Origin of the sequence: Shewanella sp. 4t3-1-2LB (genome assembly GCF_017368415.1) — a bacterium.
Taxonomy (GTDB): domain Bacteria; phylum Pseudomonadota; class Gammaproteobacteria; order Enterobacterales; family Shewanellaceae; genus Shewanella; species Shewanella fodinae.
Map to the genome: position 1 here is coordinate 1 of NZ_JAFNJD010000050.1, position 18,979 is coordinate 18,979.

32 protein-coding genes are annotated in these 18,979 nt (G+C 48.7%); all 32 read right to left on the reverse strand.

All coding sequences use genetic code 11. The annotated features are described in order from the left end of the window. Positions 1-450: 450 nt before the first annotated feature. Entirely contained in the window at positions 451-849 is a 399-nt protein-coding gene (gene rplQ / locus J3L11_RS16010) for a 50S ribosomal protein L17 (protein WP_133040256.1), read from the reverse strand. Positions 850-889: 40 nt separating this feature from the next. Next, positions 890-1,879, reverse strand: a complete 990-nt coding sequence (rpoA, locus tag J3L11_RS16015) for a DNA-directed RNA polymerase subunit alpha (RefSeq protein WP_133040255.1) — start codon at positions 1,877-1,879, stop codon at positions 890-892. 24 nt (positions 1,880-1,903) lie between these two features. Beyond that, positions 1,904-2,524 carry a 30S ribosomal protein S4 gene (rpsD, locus tag J3L11_RS16020; RefSeq protein WP_133040254.1) on the reverse strand — a complete coding sequence of 207 codons (621 nt, stop codon included), beginning with the start codon at positions 2,522-2,524 and terminating at the stop codon, positions 1,904-1,906. A 33-nt stretch (positions 2,525-2,557) separates the two neighbouring features. Continuing rightward, the gene (rpsK, locus tag J3L11_RS16025) at positions 2,558-2,950 is read right to left on the reverse strand and encodes a 30S ribosomal protein S11 (RefSeq protein ID WP_133040253.1); all 393 of its coding nucleotides are present in this window, start codon (positions 2,948-2,950) and stop codon (positions 2,558-2,560) included. 14 nt (positions 2,951-2,964) lie between these two features. Then, the gene (gene rpsM / locus J3L11_RS16030) at positions 2,965-3,321 is read right to left on the reverse strand and encodes a 30S ribosomal protein S13 (protein WP_133040252.1); all 357 of its coding nucleotides are present in this window, start codon (positions 3,319-3,321) and stop codon (positions 2,965-2,967) included. A 114-nt stretch (positions 3,322-3,435) separates the two neighbouring features. Beyond that, positions 3,436-3,549: a 50S ribosomal protein L36 gene (gene rpmJ / locus J3L11_RS16035; protein ID WP_088332570.1), complete on the reverse strand. Its 114-nt coding sequence runs from the start codon at positions 3,547-3,549 to the stop codon at positions 3,436-3,438. Between the two features lie 22 nt (positions 3,550-3,571). Then, on the reverse strand, positions 3,572-4,912 hold the full coding sequence (secY, locus tag J3L11_RS16040) for a preprotein translocase subunit SecY (protein ID WP_133040251.1): 1,341 nt from the start codon (positions 4,910-4,912) through the stop codon (positions 3,572-3,574). A gap of 7 nt (positions 4,913-4,919) precedes the next feature. Continuing rightward, on the reverse strand, positions 4,920-5,354 hold the full coding sequence (rplO, locus tag J3L11_RS16045) for a 50S ribosomal protein L15 (protein ID WP_133040250.1): 435 nt from the start codon (positions 5,352-5,354) through the stop codon (positions 4,920-4,922). Positions 5,355-5,357: 3 nt separating this feature from the next. Beyond that, a complete protein-coding gene (gene rpmD / locus J3L11_RS16050; protein WP_101057429.1) occupies positions 5,358-5,540 on the reverse strand; it encodes a 50S ribosomal protein L30 in 183 nt (60 codons plus the stop codon). 6 nt (positions 5,541-5,546) lie between these two features. Further along, positions 5,547-6,050: a 30S ribosomal protein S5 gene (gene rpsE / locus J3L11_RS16055; protein ID WP_133040249.1), complete on the reverse strand. Its 504-nt coding sequence runs from the start codon at positions 6,048-6,050 to the stop codon at positions 5,547-5,549. Between the two features lie 12 nt (positions 6,051-6,062). Continuing rightward, on the reverse strand, positions 6,063-6,413 hold the full coding sequence (gene rplR, locus J3L11_RS16060; RefSeq protein ID WP_133040248.1) for a 50S ribosomal protein L18: 351 nt from the start codon (positions 6,411-6,413) through the stop codon (positions 6,063-6,065). 11 nt (positions 6,414-6,424) lie between these two features. Then, positions 6,425-6,958 (reverse strand): 50S ribosomal protein L6, encoded by a 534-nt coding sequence (gene rplF / locus J3L11_RS16065; RefSeq protein ID WP_133040247.1) that lies wholly within the window; start codon positions 6,956-6,958, stop codon positions 6,425-6,427. Between the two features lie 10 nt (positions 6,959-6,968). Beyond that, complete coding sequence (rpsH, locus tag J3L11_RS16070) at positions 6,969-7,364, reverse strand: 30S ribosomal protein S8 (RefSeq protein WP_133040246.1); 396 nt, start codon at positions 7,362-7,364, stop codon at positions 6,969-6,971. A 24-nt stretch (positions 7,365-7,388) separates the two neighbouring features. After that, on the reverse strand, positions 7,389-7,694 hold the full coding sequence (gene rpsN, locus J3L11_RS16075; RefSeq protein ID WP_189618136.1) for a 30S ribosomal protein S14: 306 nt from the start codon (positions 7,692-7,694) through the stop codon (positions 7,389-7,391). Between the two features lie 11 nt (positions 7,695-7,705). Continuing rightward, positions 7,706-8,245 (reverse strand): 50S ribosomal protein L5, encoded by a 540-nt coding sequence (gene rplE / locus J3L11_RS16080; RefSeq protein ID WP_133040244.1) that lies wholly within the window; start codon positions 8,243-8,245, stop codon positions 7,706-7,708. 12 nt (positions 8,246-8,257) lie between these two features. Further along, positions 8,258-8,572: a 50S ribosomal protein L24 gene (gene rplX / locus J3L11_RS16085; RefSeq protein WP_189618135.1), complete on the reverse strand. Its 315-nt coding sequence runs from the start codon at positions 8,570-8,572 to the stop codon at positions 8,258-8,260. Positions 8,573-8,583: 11 nt separating this feature from the next. Next, positions 8,584-8,952, reverse strand: coding sequence for a 50S ribosomal protein L14 (gene rplN / locus J3L11_RS16090; protein ID WP_011715463.1), 369 nt, complete (start codon positions 8,950-8,952; stop codon positions 8,584-8,586). Between the two features lie 172 nt (positions 8,953-9,124). Further along, a complete protein-coding gene (rpsQ, locus tag J3L11_RS16095; RefSeq protein WP_133040242.1) occupies positions 9,125-9,373 on the reverse strand; it encodes a 30S ribosomal protein S17 in 249 nt (82 codons plus the stop codon). Then, positions 9,373-9,564, reverse strand: a complete 192-nt coding sequence (rpmC, locus tag J3L11_RS16100; RefSeq protein WP_011758342.1) for a 50S ribosomal protein L29 — start codon at positions 9,562-9,564, stop codon at positions 9,373-9,375. Before rpmC ends, rpsQ begins: the two co-directional genes overlap by 1 nt. Continuing rightward, on the reverse strand, positions 9,564-9,974 hold the full coding sequence (rplP, locus tag J3L11_RS16105) for a 50S ribosomal protein L16 (RefSeq protein ID WP_133040241.1): 411 nt from the start codon (positions 9,972-9,974) through the stop codon (positions 9,564-9,566). The genes rpmC and rplP overlap by 1 nt, the downstream gene beginning before the upstream one ends. Positions 9,975-9,985: 11 nt before the next feature. After that, complete coding sequence (rpsC, locus tag J3L11_RS16110) at positions 9,986-10,678, reverse strand: 30S ribosomal protein S3 (RefSeq protein WP_133040240.1); 693 nt, start codon at positions 10,676-10,678, stop codon at positions 9,986-9,988. Positions 10,679-10,687: 9 nt separating this feature from the next. Next, positions 10,688-11,020 (reverse strand): 50S ribosomal protein L22, encoded by a 333-nt coding sequence (gene rplV, locus J3L11_RS16115; RefSeq protein WP_133040239.1) that lies wholly within the window; start codon positions 11,018-11,020, stop codon positions 10,688-10,690. 15 nt (positions 11,021-11,035) lie between these two features. Next, positions 11,036-11,314 (reverse strand): 30S ribosomal protein S19, encoded by a 279-nt coding sequence (gene rpsS, locus J3L11_RS16120; RefSeq protein WP_011758338.1) that lies wholly within the window; start codon positions 11,312-11,314, stop codon positions 11,036-11,038. A gap of 15 nt (positions 11,315-11,329) precedes the next feature. Continuing rightward, positions 11,330-12,154 (reverse strand): 50S ribosomal protein L2, encoded by an 825-nt coding sequence (rplB, locus tag J3L11_RS16125; protein WP_133040238.1) that lies wholly within the window; start codon positions 12,152-12,154, stop codon positions 11,330-11,332. 16 nt (positions 12,155-12,170) lie between these two features. Then, a complete protein-coding gene (rplW, locus tag J3L11_RS16130) occupies positions 12,171-12,473 on the reverse strand; it encodes a 50S ribosomal protein L23 (RefSeq protein ID WP_133040237.1) in 303 nt (100 codons plus the stop codon). Next, positions 12,470-13,075 (reverse strand): 50S ribosomal protein L4, encoded by a 606-nt coding sequence (gene rplD, locus J3L11_RS16135; RefSeq protein WP_133040236.1) that lies wholly within the window; start codon positions 13,073-13,075, stop codon positions 12,470-12,472. The genes rplW and rplD overlap by 4 nt, the downstream gene beginning before the upstream one ends. Positions 13,076-13,092: 17 nt before the next feature. Continuing rightward, a complete protein-coding gene (rplC, locus tag J3L11_RS16140; protein WP_133040235.1) occupies positions 13,093-13,731 on the reverse strand; it encodes a 50S ribosomal protein L3 in 639 nt (212 codons plus the stop codon). Between the two features lie 27 nt (positions 13,732-13,758). Then, on the reverse strand, positions 13,759-14,070 hold the full coding sequence (rpsJ, locus tag J3L11_RS16145; RefSeq protein WP_133040234.1) for a 30S ribosomal protein S10: 312 nt from the start codon (positions 14,068-14,070) through the stop codon (positions 13,759-13,761). Positions 14,071-14,458: 388 nt separating this feature from the next. After that, entirely contained in the window at positions 14,459-15,643 is a 1,185-nt protein-coding gene (gene tuf / locus J3L11_RS16150) for an elongation factor Tu (protein ID WP_133040222.1), read from the reverse strand. Between the two features lie 77 nt (positions 15,644-15,720). Further along, entirely contained in the window at positions 15,721-17,817 is a 2,097-nt protein-coding gene (gene fusA / locus J3L11_RS16155; protein ID WP_207571649.1) for an elongation factor G, read from the reverse strand. 76 nt (positions 17,818-17,893) lie between these two features. After that, positions 17,894-18,364: a 30S ribosomal protein S7 gene (rpsG, locus tag J3L11_RS16160; RefSeq protein ID WP_133040232.1), complete on the reverse strand. Its 471-nt coding sequence runs from the start codon at positions 18,362-18,364 to the stop codon at positions 17,894-17,896. Between the two features lie 79 nt (positions 18,365-18,443). Further along, positions 18,444-18,818 carry a 30S ribosomal protein S12 gene (rpsL, locus tag J3L11_RS16165; RefSeq protein ID WP_133040231.1) on the reverse strand — a complete coding sequence of 125 codons (375 nt, stop codon included), beginning with the start codon at positions 18,816-18,818 and terminating at the stop codon, positions 18,444-18,446. Between the last annotated feature and the right edge of the window lie 161 nt (positions 18,819-18,979).

Below are 18,979 nucleotides of genomic sequence, written 5' to 3' on the forward strand. Positions count from 1 at the left end.
TCAAACTATTAAATAACTATATATAGTTATATTATAGTTTTTCGGTTTAATACTAACTTTTTTAGCTAAATATCTAACTGCTCGCGAGCAGACACTAGGTAAGAAGGTAAACAAACTTGGATATACTCAGCAACATTTTGCAGGGTTTATGGGCATTCTAAAGTCACCATAGCAGAGTTTGAGAATAGTAGTTTTACTGGTTTGCTTGATATTTATGAGCGATTGCTTAATGCAGTAGTATGTAACACCTAAGCGTCATGGGCGATCGGGTTGCGATGAGATTGAGAACTTTTTGCGGAAGATGATTAAGAGTATTTGAAGCAAGTCTGCCAAGCAAAATCAACTTCATCGCTGTTCTATGTTAGATGTGTTGATGCAAGGTTCAGTGCACAAAGCGATTAAACAACAAAAAGCCGGGCGATGCCCGGCTTTTTTCATCCCAAATGATGCCTATTCAGCAGCAGCTTCCGCTTCTACAGCTTCAGCTGTTTCTGGACGACCTACTAACTCGATGTAAGCCATAGGGGCCTTATCACCGGCACGCAGACCGCACTTCAGGATACGGGTGTAACCACCCTGACGTTCCAGGTAACGAGGACCCAGTTCGTTAAACAATTTACCAACGACGCTTTCGTCGCGGGTGCGGGCAAACGCCAGACGACGATTTGCAACGCTGTCACTCTTAGCAAGTGTAATCAAAGGTTCAACTACGCGACGCAGTTCTTTTGCCTTCACCAGAGTCGTCACGATGATTTCGTGACGAACCAATGAACTAGCCATGTTACGGAACATAGCTTGGCGGTGGCTGCTGTTGCGGTTAAGTTGACGACCACTCTTACGATGGCGCATGACTTAATCCTTATAACCTAAATCTGTACAAGTCAGAGACTTACAGGTCATCTGCTAAACTGGCTGGAGGCCAGTTCTCCAGACGCATACCTAAAGAAAGTCCGCGAGAAGCCAAAACGTCTTTGATCTCGGTAAGAGATTTCTTACCCAGGTTAGGTGTTTTGAGCAACTCAACTTCTGTACGTTGTACCAGATCACCGATGTAATGAATCGCTTCGGCTTTCAGACAGTTAGCCGAACGTACAGTGAGCTCTAAATCGTCGACAGGACGCAACAAAATCGGATCGAATTCCGGCTTTTCTTCTTTCTTCTCTGGTTCAGAAACATCGCGCAGCTCTACAAACGCATCCAGCTGTTCGGCCAGAATGGTCGCAGAACGACGAATCGCTTCTTCAGGATCGATAGTACCGTTGGTGGTCATATCAATAACCAGTTTATCCAGGTCTGTACGCTGTTCAACACGGGCCGCCTCTACGTTGTAGGCGATGCGTTCAACAGGTGAGAAAGAAGCATCGACCAGCAAACGGCCGATAGGACGATCGTCTTCCTCGGTCTGAGCGCGGGCAGAAGCCGGCACATAACCACGACCACGTTCAACACGAATACGCATGCTGATGCCGTGACTACCTGTCAAATGACAGATGACATGGTCAGGATTTACGATTGTCACATCACCATCATGGGTGATGTCTGCAGCGGTAACAGGGCCTGCGCCGGTCTTGCTCAGGGTGAGCAAAGCCTCGTCTTTACCCTCAATGATAACCGCCAATCCTTTAAGGTTCAGCAATATCTCGAGGATATCTTCTTGTACGCCTTCCTTACTGCTGTATTCGTGCAGTACACCGTCGATCTCGACTTCGGTAACCGCGCAGCCGGGCATAGACGACAATAGGATGCGACGCAACGCGTTACCCAGAGTATGACCAAAACCACGCTCCAGCGGCTCCAGTGTTACCTTGGCACGAGTTGGGTTAACCTGCTCGATATCTACGAGACGCGGTTTAAGAAATTCTGTAACAGAACCCTGCATTGTGTCCTCTCTTGTTAGTTAGCCTTACTTAGAGTAAAGCTCGACGATCAGCTGTTCGTTAATTTCCGCAGACAAATCGCTACGTTCTGGAATGCGCTTGAAAGCACCTTCCATTTTGGCGCTGTCGACTTCAATCCAGGTAGGCTTTTCGCGTTGACCAGCCACTTCCAGAGCAGCTTTAATACGAGCTTGCTTCTGTGACTTTTCACGCACGCTTACCACATCATTCGCAGACACTTTGAATGACGGAATGTTAACAACACGACCGTTTACCATAATTGACTTATGGCTAACCAGCTGACGTGCTTCTGCACGAGTGGCACCGAACCCCATACGATAAACAACGTTATCCAAACGGGCTTCCAGAAGTTGCAACAGGTTTTCACCAGTGTTGCCTTTCAGACGTGCAGCTTCTTTGTAATAGTTACGGAACTGTTTTTCTAACACACCGTAAATACGACGAACTTTTTGTTTCTCACGCAGCTGTAAACCATAATCTGACAGACGTGGCTTACGCGCGCCGTGCTGTCCAGGTGCTGTTTCCAGCTTACACTTCGAATCGATTGCTCTCACACCGCTTTTCAGGAACAGGTCTGTACCTTCCCTACGGCTGAGCTTGAGCTTGGGACCCAAGTATCTTGCCATGATCTTTCTCCAACTTTCCTAATGAATCGCCAATTACACGCGGCGTTTTTTAGGAGGACGACAACCGTTATGAGGGATAGGCGTCACATCAGTGATGTTGGTAATTTTATAACCAACAGCGTTCAGCGCACGAATGGCTGATTCACGACCTGGACCTGGACCCTTCACGAAAACTTCAAGGTGTTTAACACCGTAATCCTGAGCAGCAGTACCTGCGCGCTCAGCAGCTACCTGAGCCGCGAATGGAGTAGATTTACGTGAACCACGGAAACCTGAACCACCTGCAGTTGCCCAAGCCAATGCATTACCTTGACGGTCTGTGATAGTAACGATTGTGTTGTTAAAAGAAGCATGGATATGAGCCATGCCATCCGCAACCTGTTTACGTACGCGCTTGCGCGGAGAACGTGACGGAACTTTAGCCATTGTCTACCTTCCCGTTACTTCTTAATTGGTTTACGTGGACCTTTGCGGGTACGCGCATTGGTCTTAGTACGTTGCCCACGAACAGGCAGGCTACGACGATGGCGAAGACCACGATAACAACCAAGGTCCATCAGACGCTTGATGTTCATAGAAACTTCGCGTCGCAAGTCACCTTCTACAGTGTATTTGGCAACTTCTTCGCGTAGGGTATCGATTTGAGCGTCGCTCAATTCCTTGATCTTTGCGTCTTCGGCAATTGAAGTAGCCGCGCAAATAGCTTTAGCGCGAGTACGACCGATACCGTAGATAGCAGTCAAAGCGATGACTGCGTGCTTCTGATCAGGAATGTTAATGCCAGCGATACGGGCCACTATGCACTCCTTAAGTTAAAGGCCATCTGTGAAAAGCCCGATAGGATACTCAACAGATGACTAATTTGCAAACAAATTTTAATGGCCAGTCGCAAATGGACTGGCCGGGTTTCATTAGCCTTGACGCTGTTTGTGTTTTGGTTCAACACAAATTACGCGAACAACGCCGTTACGCTTGACGATCTTGCAGTTACGGCAGATCTTCTTCACGGAAGCTCGAACTTTCATTTCATCACTCCGTAAAGCTATCTTAACGGCCGAAGCGATCGAAATTCGCTTTGGTCACTAGGTTAGCTTTCTTCATCACAGACTCATATTGATGAGACATCATATGGGTCTGAACCTGAGCCATGAAGTCCATGATCACAACTACCATAATCAGTAGTGAGGTACCGCCAAAATAGAACTGTACCTTCCAAGTGATTAACATGAACTCCGGAATTAAACAGATAAAGGTGATATACAACGCACCGGCCAAAGTCAGGCGGGTCATCACTTTATCAATGTAACGCGAAGTTTGTTCGCCGGGACGGATCCCTGGAATGAACGCACCGCTCTTCTTCAGGTTATCAGCTGTTTCGCGTGGATTGAAAACCAACGCGGTATAGAAGAAACAGAAGAAAATAATTGCTGCCGCGTACAACAAAGAGTACAGCGGCTGTCCAGGAGACACGGCCAGAGAGAAATCACTCAACCATGACAATGCCGGATTTTGTCCGAACCACTGAGCCAGTGTACCCGGGAACAAAATAATGCTGGACGCAAAAATTGGGGGGATAACCCCTGCCATATTCACTTTCAGAGGTAAGTGAGTAGATTGGGCAGCAAACACCTTACGGCCTTGCTGACGCTTGGCGTAGTTAACGACGATACGACGCTGACCACGTTCTACAAACACTACGAAATAAGTGACGGCAAAGACAATCACACCAATCAATAGCAATACCAATACGTTCAAGTCGCCTTGACGAGCCTGTTCAGCAGTTTGTCCGATAGCTTTTGGCAAACCAGCCACAATACCTGCAAAAATCAGGATTGAGATACCGTTCCCAATACCACGTTCAGTAATCTGTTCACCAAGCCACATCAGGAACATGGTGCCAGTGACTAAACTGATAACCGCAACAAAGTAAAATCCAAAACCTGGGTTAACGACCAGGCCGGAGACCAGGTTTGGCAACCCGGTTGCGATACCAATAGATTGGAACGTAGCCAAAACCAATGTGCCCCATCGGGTATATTGACTGATTTTCTTACGTCCTGACTCGCCTTCCTTCTTCAGTTCAGCGAGCGCTGGATGTACCACAGTCAACAACTGCATAATGATCGATGCCGAAATGTAAGGCATGATCCCTAATGCAAAAATGGACGCACGGGACAGGGCGCCACCCGAAAACATGTTGAACATGCCAAGGATGGTACCCTTCTGCTGAGCAAACAGCTCTGCCAATACAGCGGCATCAATACCAGGAATTGGCACAAAGGAACCGGCACGGAACACAATAATTGCACCAATCACGAACAGGAGGCGAGCTTTCAATTCAGAAAGTCCACCTTTCGCGCTTTTTAAATCAAGTCCTGGTTTTGCCATCGACGTATTATTCCTCGATCTTTCCACCGGCAGCTTCAATAGCTGCACGTGCACCTTTGGTAACCTTCAGACCGCGTACGGTCACTGGGCGCTCAATGGTACCTGAAAGAACAATTTTCGCAAACTGGATGTTGCGAGTAATGAGATTCGCATCTTTCAGTGCGTTCAGGTCGACAACATCACCGTTAACTTTTGCCAGTTCGCCGATGCGAACTTCAGCAGTTACCATAGCGATACGCGAGGTAAAGCCAAATTTAGGCAAACGAATTTTCAACGGCATCTGGCCGCCTTCAAATCCTGGACGAACACCGCCGCCACTGCGAGATTTCTGACCTTTATGGCCGCGACCTGCAGTCTTACCTAAACCAGAACCGATACCACGGCCTACGCGCTTGCCAGCTGGCTTAGCACCTGCTGCTGGAGATAAAGTATTCAGACGCATTGATTAGTCCTCCACCTTTACCATGTAGTAGACCTTATTGATCATACCGCGAATAGCTGGAGTATCTTCCAGTTCCACAGTGTGACCAATACGACGCAGACCGAGACCAGTCAAGGTCGCTTTGTGCTTCGGCAAACGCCCGATAGCACTTTTGGTCTGAGTTACTTTGATTGTTTTAGTAGCCATGGTGCATTACCCCCGAATTTCGTCAACATTCAGGCCACGCTTAGCTGCGATCTGAGCAGGTGACTTCATGTTCACCAGCGCATCTACAGTTGCACGAACGATGTTGATCGGGTTAGTAGAGCCGTATGCTTTTGACAGAACGTTATGAACGCCCGCCACTTCCAATACAGCACGCATCGCGCCACCGGCGATAATACCGGTACCCTCAGAAGCAGGTTGCATATATACGCGAGAACCTGAATGACGGCCTTTCACTGGATGGTGCAAGGTACCTTCATGCAGTTCAACGTTAACCATACTGCGACGGGCTTTTTCCATTGCTTTTTGAATAGCAGCTGGAACTTCGCGCGCTTTACCGTAGCCGAAGCCGATCTTACCGTTACCATCACCCACTACTGTCAGCGCGGTAAAACTGAAGATACGACCACCTTTAACTACTTTAGAAACACGATTGACTGCAATCAGCTTTTCTTGCAGATCGTCTTTCTGCTGAGTTTCTACTTTAGCCATTGTGTAAACCCCTTAGAACTGGAGGCCAGCTTCACGAGCGGCTTCTGCTAAAGCAGCAACACGGCCGTGATACTTGAAACCAGAACGATCGAAAGCCACAACAGTGACCCCTTTCTCGATCGCGCGTTCAGCAATAGCTTTGCCTACTGCCTTTGCCGCATCTACGTTGCCGGTATATTTCAGCTGCTCTTTTACCGCACTTTCAGCAGTAGATGCAGCAGCAACCACCTGAGCTTCAGGGTTGATTACCTGAGCGTAAATGTGACGCGGTGTACGATGTACAACCAGACGGTTAACGCCCAGCTCTTGGATCTTCTTGCGGGTGCGAGTGGCACGACGCAAGCGAGAAGTTTTCTTATCCATATCGCGTTACCTTACTTCTTCTTAGCCTCTTTACGGCGTACGTTTTCGTCATCGTAGCGAACACCCTTGCCCTTATAAGGCTCTGGTGGACGATAACCACGAATTTCAGCCGCAACCTGACCTACCAGTTCTTTGTCGATACTTTTCAGTACGATGTCAGTCTGGCTTGGGCATTCAGCTGTAACGCCTGCTGGCAATTTGTGAACCAGTGGATGAGAGAAACCTAACGTCAGGTCCAGGTCACCACCAGTGACTTTGGCACGATAACCTACACCAACCAGTTTCAGTTTCTTTTCAAAACCTTGAGTTACACCAACAACCATGTTGTTAACCAAGGCACGAGCTGTACCAGCTTGAGCCCAAGCGTTTACGTGACCTTCAACAGGACCAAAAGTTACATGGCCATTGTCAACGGTTACTTTAACAGCGCTGTTGATTACTCGAGTCAGACTGCCTTTACCGCCTTTCACGGTAATGCTGTGATCTTTTAAAGTCACCTCTACGCCGGCAGGAATAGAGACTGGTGCTTTTGCTACACGAGACATTCCTAGCTCCTTATGCTACGTAGCAGATAACCTCACCACCCATGCCTGCGAGGCGGGCGGCACGATCAGTCATCAGGCCTTTAGAAGTGGACACAATTGCGACACCCAGTCCGCCCATCACTTTTGGCAGTTCGTCTTTACCTTTGTAAATACGAAGACCAGGACGGCTTACGCGCTGGATAGTCTCAACAACGGGTTTGCCCTGGAAATACTTCAAAGTAACTTCCAGTTCAGGCTTATTGCCTTCGTCTGCTACGGCGTAGTCAGTGATATAACCTTCTTCCTTCAGCACTTTTGCAATCGCAACTTTGAGCTTAGCGGAAGGCATCTTCACAGATACTTTGTTAGCAGCTTGGCCGTTACGGATACGGGTTAACATATCCGCAATAGGATCTTGCATGCTCATATTAGCTTACTCCGTGACAAGGGCTTACCAGCTGGCCTTACGCAGACCAGGAACTTCACCGCGCATGGTGGCTTCACGCAACTTGATACGGCTCAGGCCGAACTTGCGCAGGTAACCATGTGGGCGACCAGTTTGATTACAGCGATTGCGTTGACGCGATGCGCTGGAATCACGTGGTAAAGCTTGCAGCTTCAGAACAGCATCCCAACGCTCTTCATCAGAAGTAGCAGGGCTTGCGATCAGAACCTTCAGCGCTGCACGCTTTTCAGCGTACTTGGCCACGAGTTTGGCACGCTTTACTTCACGTGCTTTCATTGATTGTTTTGCCATTACGCTACCCCTTATTTCTTGAATGGGAAGTTAAAAGCGTTCAACAAAGCGCGACCTTCTTCATCAGAGTTCGCTGTGGTAGTGATAACAATATCCATACCGCGAATTTTATCGATTTTATCGTAATCGATTTCTGGGAAGATGATCTGCTCACGTACGCCCATAGCGTAGTTGCCGCGACCGTCAAATGACTTTGAGCTCAGACCACGGAAGTCACGAATACGAGGAATAGCGATATCAATCAATCGCTCAAGGAATTCCCACATACGTTCACCGCGCAGGGTCACTTTACAACCAATAGGGTAGCCTTCACGGATTTTGAAGCCAGCAACTGATTTACGAGCAACAGTTACAACAGGCTTTTGACCGGCAATAGCAGTCATGTCACGAACAGCACTTTCCATGACTTTTTTATCAGCAACTGCTTCGCCTACACCCATGTTCAGGGTGATTTTCTCAATCCGAGGGACTTGCATGACACTGGAATAACCGAACTTCTTGGTCAGTTCAGCGACAACAGTCTCTTTATATTTATCATGCAGTTTCGCCATCGTTTACTCCGATTACTTAACGAGTTCACTGTTCGATTTAAAGAAACGGACTTTTTTGCCGTCTTCAAACCGGAAACCAACACGATCTCCCTTGCCAGTAGCAGGGTTAAAGATCGCAACATTAGATGCTTGAATCGGCGATTCTTTTTCAACAATACCACCAGTAACACCTAACTGTGGGTTAGGTTTCTGATGTTTCTTGATGACGTTAACGCCTTCAACAATCAACTTGCCAGTAGGCAGAACTTGGGTAACTTTACCGCGCTTACCCTTATCTTTACCGGCCAGTACGACTACTTCGTCTTCACGACGGATTTTTGCTGCCATTTTGAAGCTCCTTACAGTACTTCTGGTGCCAGCGACACAATCTTCATGAATTGCTCGGAGCGCAGTTCACGTGTCACAGGTCCAAAGATACGAGTACCAATCGGCTGCAGGTTGTTGTTCAAAAGAACCGCTGCATTCCGATCGAAGCGAATGACAGAACCGTCTGGACGACGTACGCCTTTCTTAGTACGGACTACCACCGCGTTATACACATCACCTTTCTTCGCTTTAGCGCGAGGAATCGCTTCCTTTACAGAAACTTTGATGATGTCGCCGATACCGGCATAACGACGATGAGAGCCACCCAAGACCTTAATACACTGAACTCTGCGAGCGCCGCTGTTACATGCGACATCCAGAGTCGATTGCATTTGGATCATTTTAAGTGCTCCGCTATCGTTACATCACATCCCCACCATGGGGTTATTTTCACCACTTTCGGCGACGAATCGCTCAAAAAGGGCGCGCAAGTATAACACCCTTGACCAGAGATGGATAGTACTAAAATACAAACGGCCCCGGATGGGGCCGTTTACTTTCACCTAAGAAACCTTAGGCCTTGCTCACTACATCAACCAGCGTCCAAGACTTGGTCTTAGACAGCGGACGACATTCACGAATTGTGACGATATCGCCTTCATTACACTGGTTTTGTTCGTCATGTGCATGGATCTTAGTAGTACGTTTTACGTACTTACCGTAGATTGGGTGTTTTACCTGACGCTCAACGGCAACAGTAATGGATTTGTCCATTTTGTTGCTGGTTACTTTACCCTGCAAAGTACGGATGCTCTCAGACATTATGCACCTGCCTTAGAAGTAATAATGGTCTTAACGCGCGCAATGTTACGGCGCACTTGCTTCAGCTGGTGAGTTTGTGCCAGCTGGCCAGTGGCGTGTTGCATACGCAGGTTAAACTGCTCACGCAGCAGACCAAGTAGTTCAGCGTTCAATTCTTCAACGCTTTTTTCTCTCAGTTCGCTCGCTTTCATTACATCACCGTCTTAGTTACGAAGGTTGTCTTGATAGGCAACTTGGCAGCGGCCAATGCGAAAGCTTCGCGGGCCAACTCTTCCGGAACGCCACCGATCTCATAGAGAACCTTACCTGGCTGAATCTGGCATACCCAGTATTCAACGTTACCCTTACCTTTACCCATACGCACTTCAAGAGGCTTAGAGGTAATAGGTTTGTCAGGAAAAACCCGGATCCAGATTTGACCCTGACGCTTAACAGCACGAGTCATAGCTCGACGCGCGGCTTCAATCTGACGGGCAGTCAAACGACCGCGGCCGACAGCTTTCAAGCCGAAAGAACCGAAGCTAACGTCGGTGCCGTTCGCTAGGCCGCGGTTACGGCCTTTAAACATTTTGCGAAACTTAGTACGTTTAGGTTGCAGCATTACCGGCTCTCCTATTTACCACGAGGTTTGCGCTTAGGTTGCTGCTTCGGTTCCTCTACTGTCTGAGGTACGATGCCATCCAGAACTTCACCTTTGAAGACCCAGACTTTCACACCGATCACACCATAAGTGGTGTGACTTTCAGAAGTAGCGTAATCGATATCAGCACGCAGTGTATGCAAAGGTACGCGACCTTCACGATACCACTCAGAACGCGCAATCTCAGCGCCGCCCAAACGGCCGCTAACTTCAACTTTGATACCTTTAGCGCCCAGACGCATGGCGTTCTGTACCGCACGCTTCATTGCGCGACGGAACATAACACGGCGTTCCAGCTGCTGAGCAATAGAGTCAGCAACCAGTTTAGCGTCCAGTTCAGGCTTACGGATCTCAGCGATGTTAATCTGCGCTGGTGCACCGGCAATTTTGGCAACTTCGGCGCGCAACACTTCAACGTCTTCACCCTTCTTACCAATCACAACGCCTGGACGGGCGGTGTGAATAGTAACGCGGATGCTTTTCGCTGGGCGTTCAATAACAATCTTGGATACTGATGCGGCTTTCAGCTTCTCTTCGAGAAACTTACGCACTTCCCAGTCGCCGTGCAGATTGGCTGCATAGTCAGCCTTATCAGCATACCAGGTAGAGATCCAAGGCTTAGTGATACCCAAACGGATACCATTAGGATGTACTTTCTGTCCCATTGCTCTCTCCTAGCGGTCTGATACAACCACAGTAATGTGGCTGGTACGCTTCATGATACGATCAGCGCGGCCTTTGGCACGTGGCATGATACGTTTCATTGTTGGACCTTCGTCAACAAATACCTTACCGACTTTCAATTCGTCGATATCGGCACCTTCGTTGTGCTCGGCGTTAGCAATGGCAGAATCCAATACTTTCTTGACCAGTACGGCAGCTTTCTTTGGACTGAAGGTCAGAACTTCCAACGCTTTTGCCACTGGCAAACCGCGGATCTGATCTGCAACCAAGCGAGCTTTTTGAGGCGACGTACGGGCAAAGCGATGTTTAGCTAAAACTTCCATCTTATTCCTCCCGTATTAACGCTTCTTCGCTTTCTTATCTGCAGCATGACCGCGATAAGTGCGAGTTGGTGAGAACTCACCAAGTTTGTGGCCGATCATTTCGTCAGTTACGAACACTGGTACGTGCTGACGACCATTATGGACAGCGATGGTCAACCCAATCATTTGTGGGATGATCATAGAGCGGCGAGACCAAGTCTTGATAGGCTTTTTGTCACCCGCTTCCACCGCTTTCTCTACCTTCTTCAGCAAGTGCAGGTCGATAAATGGACCTTTCTTGAGAGAACGTGGCATGGCGAATCCTCTTAATTACTTGTTACGACGACGTACGATGTACTTGTCAGTGCGTTTGTTGTTGCGGGTCTTGTAGCCCTTGGTTGGTACGCCCCATGGAGTCACTGGGTGACGACCACCAGAAGTACGACCTTCACCACCACCGTGTGGATGGTCAACAGGGTTCATTGCAACACCACGTACAGTAGGACGCACGCCCAGCCAGCGCTTGGCACCAGCTTTACCCAGCTGACGCAGCATATGTTCTGCGTTGCCGACTTCACCCAGAGTGGCTCGGCACTCTACAGGTACTTTGCGCATTTCGCCTGAACGCAGACGTAAGGTTGCATAAGCACCATCACGGGCAACAACCTGAGCATAAGCACCGGCAGAACGCGCCAACTGAGCACCTTTACCAGGTTTCATCTCAACCGCGTGAACCACGCTACCAACTGGAATGTTAACCAGCGGCAATGCGTTACCTGGTTTGATATCAGCAGCGGCACCAGAGACAACTTTGTCACCAGCCTGCATACCTTTAGCAGCCAGAATGTAACGACGTTCACCGTCAGCATACAGCACCAGCGCGATGTTAGCGGTGCGGTTAGGATCGTATTCCAGACGTTCTACTTTCCCAACGATACCATCTTTGTCGCGTTTAAAGTCGATCAGACGATAGTGCTGCTTATGACCACCACCGATATGACGGGTAGTGATGCGACCAGTGTTGTTACGACCACCGGTTTTAGATTTTTTAGCCAGCAGGCCAGCAAAAGGTTTGCCTTTGTGCAGGTCACTGTTAACAACCTTAACAACGCCACGACGGCCTGGAGAGGTTGGCTTACACTTAACAATTGCCATTTAAATTCTCCTTTGCTTACTCAGCGCCGCCGAGGAAATCGATATCAGCGCCCTCAGCCAGAGTCACATAGGCTTTTTTCCAGTCGCTGCGGCGACCAGTACGGGCCCCGTGACGCTTGGTTTTACCTTTGTTGACCAGAGTGCGAACACCATCAACCTTAACTTCAAATAGTTTTTCTACAGCAGCTTTGATTTCAGCTTTAGTGGCACTCAGAGCTACACGGAAAACTACCGTGTTGTTCTTCTCGGCAACAACAGTACTCTTTTCAGAGACATGTGGAGCCAGAATCACTTTCAGAATACGTTCTTCGCGGATCATGCCAGCATCTCCTCGATTTGCTTCACAGCATCAGCGGTGACAAGCACTTTGTCGAATGCGATCAGGCTTACTGGATCAATACCGGCTACGTCACGAACGTCAACCTTGTACAGGTTGCGGGCAGCCAGGAACAGGTTTTCGTCAACTTCTGGAGTGACGATCAACACATCTTCCAGTTGCATTTCTTTCAGTTTGGCTTTCAGCTCTTTAGTTTTAGGAGCTTCTACACCGAACTTCTCAACCACAATCAGACGTTCCTGACGTACCAGTTCAGACAGGATGCTCTTCAGAGCGCCACGATACATCTTCTTGTTAACTTTCTGACCATGATCTTGAGTTTTAGCAGCGAATGTTACGCCACCGCCACGCCAAATCGGGCTTTTCACGTCGCCTGAACGGGCACGACCAGTGCCTTTCTGACGCCATGGTTTCTTAGCTGTGCCGTGAACTTCAGCGCGGGTCTTTTGACCACGAGTGCCCTGACGTGCGTTAGCGGCATATGCTACAACTACCTGATGAACCAGTGCTTCATTAAAGTCACGGCCGAAGGTAGTTTCGGAAACTTCAAGAGCGCTCTGCGCGTCTTTCAATACCAATTCCATTACTATCTCCTCAGACCTTAAGCTTTAACAGCAGGCTTGATGATCAGATCACCGTTGGCAGCGCCTGGAACAGCGCCTTTCACCAGCAGCAGATTACGCTCAACATCTACACGTACTACGTCCAGATTCTGAGTGGTCACGCGCTCGTCGCCCATGTGGCCTGACATTTTCTTGCCTTTGAATACACGACCGGGAGTCTGGTTCTGACCGATAGAACCGTTAGCGCGGTGTGACAAAGAGTTACCATGAGTCATGTCTTGGGTACGGAAATTCCAGCGTTTAACACCGCCCTGGAAACCTTTACCTTTTGACTGACCAGTAACATCTACTTTCGCTACGTCAGCGAAGATTTCTACTTTCAGCTCAGCACCAACTTCAATGCCTTCGCCTTCACCATCTGCCAGACGCATTTCCCACAAACCACGGCCGGCTTCAACGCCTGCCTTGGCAAAGTGGCCAGCTTCTGGTTTAGTGACGCGATTGGCTTTCTTGGCACCAGTAGTAACTTGAAGTGCGCGGTAACCGTCGTTTTCCAGAGTTTTCACCTGGGTCACTCGGTTGGCTTCTACTTCGATTACAGTAACAGGGATAGACGCGCCATCTTCAGTGAAGATGCGGGTCATGCCCACTTTACGACCAATAAGACCGATAGCCATCTCTCAAACCTCTTCTAAGGATCTCAATTAACCCAAGCTAATCTGAACGTCGACACCGGCGGCCAGATCCAGACGCATCAGCGCGTCAACGGTCTTATCAGTAGGCTCAACGATATCAACCAAACGCTTGTGAGTACGGATTTCGTATTGGTCACGAGCATCTTTATTAACGTGCGGAGAGATCAAAACGGTATAACGCTCTTTGCGCGTCGGCAGTGGGATAGGACCACGTACCTGGGCACCAGTGCGTTTAGCAGTTTCAACGATTTCCGCGGTGGACTGATCAATCAAACGATGATCAAACCCTTTTAAGCGGATACGGATTCTTTGGTTCTGCATTGACCAGAGCTCCTAAAATGGACATATAAAAAATCACCCTCTAGCCATTTTCCTTTAGGAAAAGACAGAGTGAGATGATTTAACCGTTCGACTCCCAATCGGAGTCGTTTTGAGTAATTTAAGTCAACCGACCAAACTACTTAACGCCTAAGCAATTAAGCGAGCGGCTATTATACCGATCCAGTTAAGGATTACAAGGCCGCTGGCGACGTAATCGACAGACATAGCTGTCAAAAATTGAACGGTATTATACAGAGATTTCTGTTAATGACCAGTACTTAATTACGGCGCGTTTACTTAATGCATTGATAGTGTTTATTCTGCTTTCATTGTTTCCAGACCAAAAAAAAGGAAGCCGAAGCTTCCTTTTCCATCCATCTCGACCTGATTAGGCGATGATCTTCGCTACCACGCCGGCGCCTACTGTGCGGCCACCTTCACGGATCGCAAAACGCAGACCTTCGTCCATCGCGATTGGGCAGATCAGCGTCACTACCATCTTGATGTTGTCGCCTGGCATTACCATTTCTACGCCTTCTGGCAGTTCGATGGTACCGGTCACGTCAGTTGTACGGAAGTAGAACTGTGGACGATAGCCTTTGAAGAATGGAGTATGACGACCACCTTCTTCTTTTGACAGTACGTACACTTCTGATTCGAACTTGGTGTGTGGAGTGATTGTGCCTGGTTTTGCCAGTACCTGACCACGTTCCACTTCATCACGTTTAGTACCACGCAGCAGTACACCTACGTTTTCACCAGCACGACCTTCGTCCAGCAGTTTGCGGAACATTTCAACACCGGTACAGGTGGTCTTAGTGGTGTCGTGGATACCCACGATTTCGACTTCGTCACCTACACGGATGATACCGCGTTCTACACGACCTGTTACTACTGTACCACGACCGGAGATTGAGAATACGTCTTCGATTGGTAGCAGGAATGGGTGGTCGATGTCACGTACTGGTTCTGGAATGTAGGTATCCAGGGCTTCTGCCAGTTCGATGATCTTCGCTTCCCATTCTGGTTCGCCTTCCAGTGCTTTCAGGGCTGAACCCTGAATAACTGGCAGGTCATCGCCTGGGAAGTCGTATTCTGACAACAGTTCACGCACTTCCATTTCAACCAGTTCCAGCAGCTCTTCATCATCTACCATGTCACATTTGTTCATGAATACGATGATGTAAGGTACGCCTACCTGACGAGACAACAGGATGTGTTCGCGAGTCTGTGGCATTGGGCCGTCAGTCGCAGCCACTACCAGGATCGCGCCGTCCATCTGCGCGGCACCGGTGATCATGTTTTTAACATAGTCAGCGTGCCCTGGGCAGTCTACGTGAGCGTAGTGACGAGTTGGAGTGTCGTACTCTACGTGAGAGGTGTTGATGGTAATACCACGTTCACGCTCTTCTGGGGCGTTATCGATTGCCGCGAAATCTTTTGCTTCACCGCCGTAAGTCTTGGCCAATACAGTTGTGATAGCTGCAGTCAGAGTGGTTTTACCATGGTCAACGTGGCCAATGGTACCCACGTTTACGTGGGGTTTACTACGTTCAAATTTAGCTTTAGACACGATATATTCCTTTGTTTCAGATGTGTCAGGCTGTGCCCGACACAATCAATCAAAATAACAGTTATGCCGTTCCTAAATCAGGTACGAGCTTCGATAACTGCCTTAGCAACATTTTGCGGCGCTTCCGCATACTTCAGGAACTCCATGGAGTATGAAGCACGGCCTTGAGTGGCAGAACGCAAATCTGTCGCATAACCAAACATTTCAGCCAGAGGCACTACGGCACGGATAATCTTGATGCCGGCTACGCCATCGTCCATCCCTTCAATGAGACCACGACGACGATTAAGGTCACCGACAACATCACCCATATAATCTTCGGGTGTAGTGACTTCGACCTTCATGCAAGGCTCGAGCAACACCGGGTTTGCCAGCAGCGCGCCCTTCTTGAAGCCCATAGAACCTGCAACCTTGAACGCCATCTCGTTCGAGTCCACTTCATGGTACGAACCATCGAACAGCGTGACTTTCACATCCAAGACAGGGAATCCGGCCAGAACACCATTTTTCATCTGTTCTTGGATACCTTTGTCAACAGCAGGGATGTATTCCTTAGGAACCACACCACCCACAATACCGTTGACAAACTGATAACCGGCGCCCTCTTCGAGAGGCTCCAGTTTCAACCAGACATGACCAAACTGTCCACGGCCACCCGACTGACGTACAAACTTACCTTCTGCTTCCACTGTTCCGCGGATAGTTTCACGGTAAGCTACCTGAGGTTTACCAACGTTGCATTCAACGCTGAACTCACGGCGCATACGATCAATGATAATGTCCAGGTGCAATTCACCCATCCCTGAGATCAGAGTCTGACCCGACTCTTCATCAGTTTCAACCCGGAAGGATGGGTCTTCCATTGCCAGCTTCTGCAAAGCAATGCCCATCTTTTCCTGGTCAGCTTTCGAACGTGGTTCGACAGCGATAGTAATTACCGGATCAGGGAAATCCATGCGTTCTAGGATCACTTTATGATCAGGATCGCACAGAGTATCACCAGTAGTTACTTCTTTCAGGCCGATAGCCGCCGCGATATCACCGGCGCGAACCTCTTTAATCTCGTTACGGTCATTGGCGTGCATCTGTACAATACGGCCAATGCGCTCACGCTTCTCTTTAACACTGTTATACACGGCATCGCCGGATTCCAGTACCCCGGAGTACACGCGGATAAAGGTGAGTGTTCCGACAAATGGATCTGTTGCAATCTTAAATGCCAAAGCGGCAAATGGCGCTTTGTCATCAGATGCACGTTCAACCTCTTTGTCGTAATCGTCATGACCCTTAATCGGCGGCACGTCGTTAGGCGCAGGTAAATATTCAATAACAGCATCAAGCACTGCCTGTACGCCTTTATTTTTAAAGGCACTACCGCAGGTCGCCAACACAATCTCATTGTTAATGGTGCGTTGACGCAGCGCTTGCTTGATCTCTTCTTCGGAGAGGTCACCCTCTTCGAGATATTTATCCATCAACTCATCGGAGGCTTCTGCAGCACTTTCCACTAGATACTCGCGCATCTCAGTAGCTTTAGCGAGCAGATCTGCCGGGATCTCTTCATGGGTGAAGGTCATCCCCTGGTCCGCTTCATTCCAGTTGATTGCCTTCATTTTGATCAGGTCAATCACCCCGGTGAAGTTTTCTTCAGCCCCAATATTCAGTTGAATGGGAACACAGGTAGCGCCGAGACGATTGCGGATCTGTTTGACCACCCGATCAAAGTCCGCACCCGCACGGTCCATCTTGTTGACAAATACCAGACGGGGAACGTGATACTTGTCAGCCTGACGCCATACGGTTTCAGACTGAGGCTCCACACCAGAAGCCCCACAAAATACCACGACCGCACCATCCAGTACGCGCAACGAACGCTCTACTTCAATGGTAAAATCAACGTGACCTGGGGTATCAATGATATTGATGCGATGCTGCTCAAACTGGGCATCCATACCACGCCAGAATGTCGTCACTGCCGCAGAAGTAATAGTAATGCCACGTTCCTGCTCCTGGACCATCCAGTCAGTCGTCGCTGCACCATCATGTACTTCGCCGATCTTATGTGACAAACCGGTGTAGAACAGAATACGTTCAGTTGTAGTTGTTTTGCCTGCATCAACGTGAGCACAAATACCGATGTTGCGATAACGCTCTATAGGAGTTGTACGAGCCACGATTTATACCCTCTCTACCGGAACCGAAGTCCCGGTGTTGCCAGAGAATGCGCGGAACAATATTCCGCGCAAGATATTACCAACGGTAATGAGCAAAGGCTTTGTTGGCTTCTGCCATACGATGCACGTCTTCGCGCTTCTTAACGGCAGCACCTTTGTTTTCGGATGCATCCAGCATTTCGCCAGCTAGACGCAGAGCCATAGATTTTTCACCACGTTTACGTGCAGCTTCAACCAACCAGCGCATCGCCAGAGCGTTACGACGTACTGGACGAACTTCACATGGTACCTGGTAAGTAGAACCACCGACGCGACGAGATTTAACTTCAACGGCTGGGCGGACGTTATCCAGGGCTGCTTCTAAAAGTACCAGATGGTTTTCGCCTTTTTTCTCAGCGATAACATCTAATGCTTTGTAGATAATCTTTTCGGCAGTTGATTTTTTGCCGTCTTGCATAATGACGTTGATGAACTTCGCCAGCAACTCACTATTAAATTTTGGATCAGGCAGAATTTTGCGCTGACCGACTACACGACGTCTTGGCATGATATGTCTCCGTATACTTCAGGTTTTTCCAAAACCATAAAATGATTAAAAAAGCTTGGCCTTACTTAACGGCATACCATTAAGACTTAGGACGCTTGGCTCCGTACTTAGAACGCCCTTGACGACGAGCGCTGATACCAGCACAGTCCAGAGCGCCACGTACAGTGTGGTAACGAACACCAGGCAGGTCCTTAACACGACCACCACGGATCAAAATTACACTGTGTTCCTGCAGGTTGTGGCCTTCACCGCCGATGTATGAAGTTACTTCAAAACCGTTGGTCAAACGCACACGCGCTACTTTACGTAGTGCAGAGTTTGGTTTTTTAGGTGTAGTGGTGTACACACGGGTACAAACACCACGTTTTTGTGGGCACGCATTCAACGCTGGTACCGCAGTCTTTTCGACTTTGGGTGCGCGAGGCTTACGTACCAACTGGTTTACAGTTGCCATGTATAGCTCCGATTTAGTTGATTTACTCAACGTATGGGTGTGAAAAATCTATATCCCACAAAAGTGGGACGCGAAATTTTAGAAAGGTCGAGGCCGACTGTCAAGAAATAGCCAATCATGTACGACTTTTCATCAAAAAAGGCACCCGAAGGTGCCTTTTT

Excerpts from the sequence above, each read along its gene's own strand:
- rplQ (WP_133040256.1), bottom strand. The coding sequence starts at position 849 with ATGCGCCATCGTAAGAGTGGTCGTCAACTTAACCGCAACAGCAGCCAC.
- rpsK (WP_133040253.1), bottom strand. The coding sequence starts at position 2,950 with ATGGCTAAAGTTCCGTCACGTTCTCCGCGCAAGCGCGTACGTAAACAG.
- rplW (WP_133040237.1), bottom strand. The coding sequence starts at position 12,473 with ATGATCCGCGAAGAACGTATTCTGAAAGTGATTCTGGCTCCACATGTC.
- rpsD (WP_133040254.1), bottom strand. The coding sequence starts at position 2,524 with ATGGCAAGATACTTGGGTCCCAAGCTCAAGCTCAGCCGTAGGGAAGGT.
- secY (WP_133040251.1), bottom strand. The coding sequence starts at position 4,912 with ATGGCAAAACCAGGACTTGATTTAAAAAGCGCGAAAGGTGGACTTTCT.
- rpsE (WP_133040249.1), bottom strand. The coding sequence starts at position 6,050 with ATGGCTAAAGTAGAAACTCAGCAGAAAGACGATCTGCAAGAAAAGCTG.
- rplB (WP_133040238.1), bottom strand. The coding sequence starts at position 12,154 with ATGGCAATTGTTAAGTGTAAGCCAACCTCTCCAGGCCGTCGTGGCGTT.
- rpoA (WP_133040255.1), bottom strand. The coding sequence starts at position 1,879 with ATGCAGGGTTCTGTTACAGAATTTCTTAAACCGCGTCTCGTAGATATC.
- rpmC (WP_011758342.1), bottom strand. The coding sequence starts at position 9,564 with ATGAAAGCGAGCGAACTGAGAGAAAAAAGCGTTGAAGAATTGAACGCT.
- rplF (WP_133040247.1), bottom strand. The coding sequence starts at position 6,958 with ATGTCTCGTGTAGCAAAAGCACCAGTCTCTATTCCTGCCGGCGTAGAG.
- rpsH (WP_133040246.1), bottom strand. The coding sequence starts at position 7,364 with ATGAGCATGCAAGATCCTATTGCGGATATGTTAACCCGTATCCGTAAC.
- rpmD (WP_101057429.1), bottom strand. The coding sequence starts at position 5,540 with ATGGCTACTAAAACAATCAAAGTAACTCAGACCAAAAGTGCTATCGGG.
- rplD (WP_133040236.1), bottom strand. The coding sequence starts at position 13,075 with ATGGAATTGGTATTGAAAGACGCGCAGAGCGCTCTTGAAGTTTCCGAA.
- rplN (WP_011715463.1), bottom strand. The coding sequence starts at position 8,952 with ATGATCCAAATGCAATCGACTCTGGATGTCGCATGTAACAGCGGCGCT.
- rpsG (WP_133040232.1), bottom strand. The coding sequence starts at position 18,364 with ATGCCAAGACGTCGTGTAGTCGGTCAGCGCAAAATTCTGCCTGATCCA.
- rpsN (WP_189618136.1), bottom strand. The coding sequence starts at position 7,694 with ATGGCAAAACAATCAATGAAAGCACGTGAAGTAAAGCGTGCCAAACTC.
- rplC (WP_133040235.1), bottom strand. The coding sequence starts at position 13,731 with ATGGCTATCGGTCTTATTGGTCGTAAAGTGGGCATGACCCGCATCTTC.
- rplV (WP_133040239.1), bottom strand. The coding sequence starts at position 11,020 with ATGGAAGTTTTAGCTAAACATCGCTTTGCCCGTACGTCGCCTCAAAAA.
- rplX (WP_189618135.1), bottom strand. The coding sequence starts at position 8,572 with ATGGCAGCAAAAATCCGTCGTGAAGACGAAGTAGTCGTACTGGCCGGT.
- rpsS (WP_011758338.1), bottom strand. The coding sequence starts at position 11,314 with ATGCCACGTTCTCTCAAGAAAGGTCCATTTATCGACCTGCACTTGCTG.
- rpsL (WP_133040231.1), bottom strand. The coding sequence starts at position 18,818 with ATGGCAACTGTAAACCAGTTGGTACGTAAGCCTCGCGCACCCAAAGTC.
- rpsQ (WP_133040242.1), bottom strand. The coding sequence starts at position 9,373 with ATGTCTGAGAGCATCCGTACTTTGCAGGGTAAAGTAACCAGCAACAAA.
- rplE (WP_133040244.1), bottom strand. The coding sequence starts at position 8,245 with ATGGCGAAACTGCATGATAAATATAAAGAGACTGTTGTCGCTGAACTG.
- rpmJ (WP_088332570.1), bottom strand. The coding sequence starts at position 3,549 with ATGAAAGTTCGAGCTTCCGTGAAGAAGATCTGCCGTAACTGCAAGATC.
- rpsC (WP_133040240.1), bottom strand. The coding sequence starts at position 10,678 with ATGGGACAGAAAGTACATCCTAATGGTATCCGTTTGGGTATCACTAAG.
- rplR (WP_133040248.1), bottom strand. The coding sequence starts at position 6,413 with ATGGATAAGAAAACTTCTCGCTTGCGTCGTGCCACTCGCACCCGCAAG.
- rpsJ (WP_133040234.1), bottom strand. The coding sequence starts at position 14,070 with ATGCAGAACCAAAGAATCCGTATCCGCTTAAAAGGGTTTGATCATCGT.
- rplP (WP_133040241.1), bottom strand. The coding sequence starts at position 9,974 with ATGCTGCAACCTAAACGTACTAAGTTTCGCAAAATGTTTAAAGGCCGT.
- rplO (WP_133040250.1), bottom strand. The coding sequence starts at position 5,354 with ATGCGTCTGAATACTTTATCTCCAGCAGCAGGTGCTAAGCCAGCTGGC.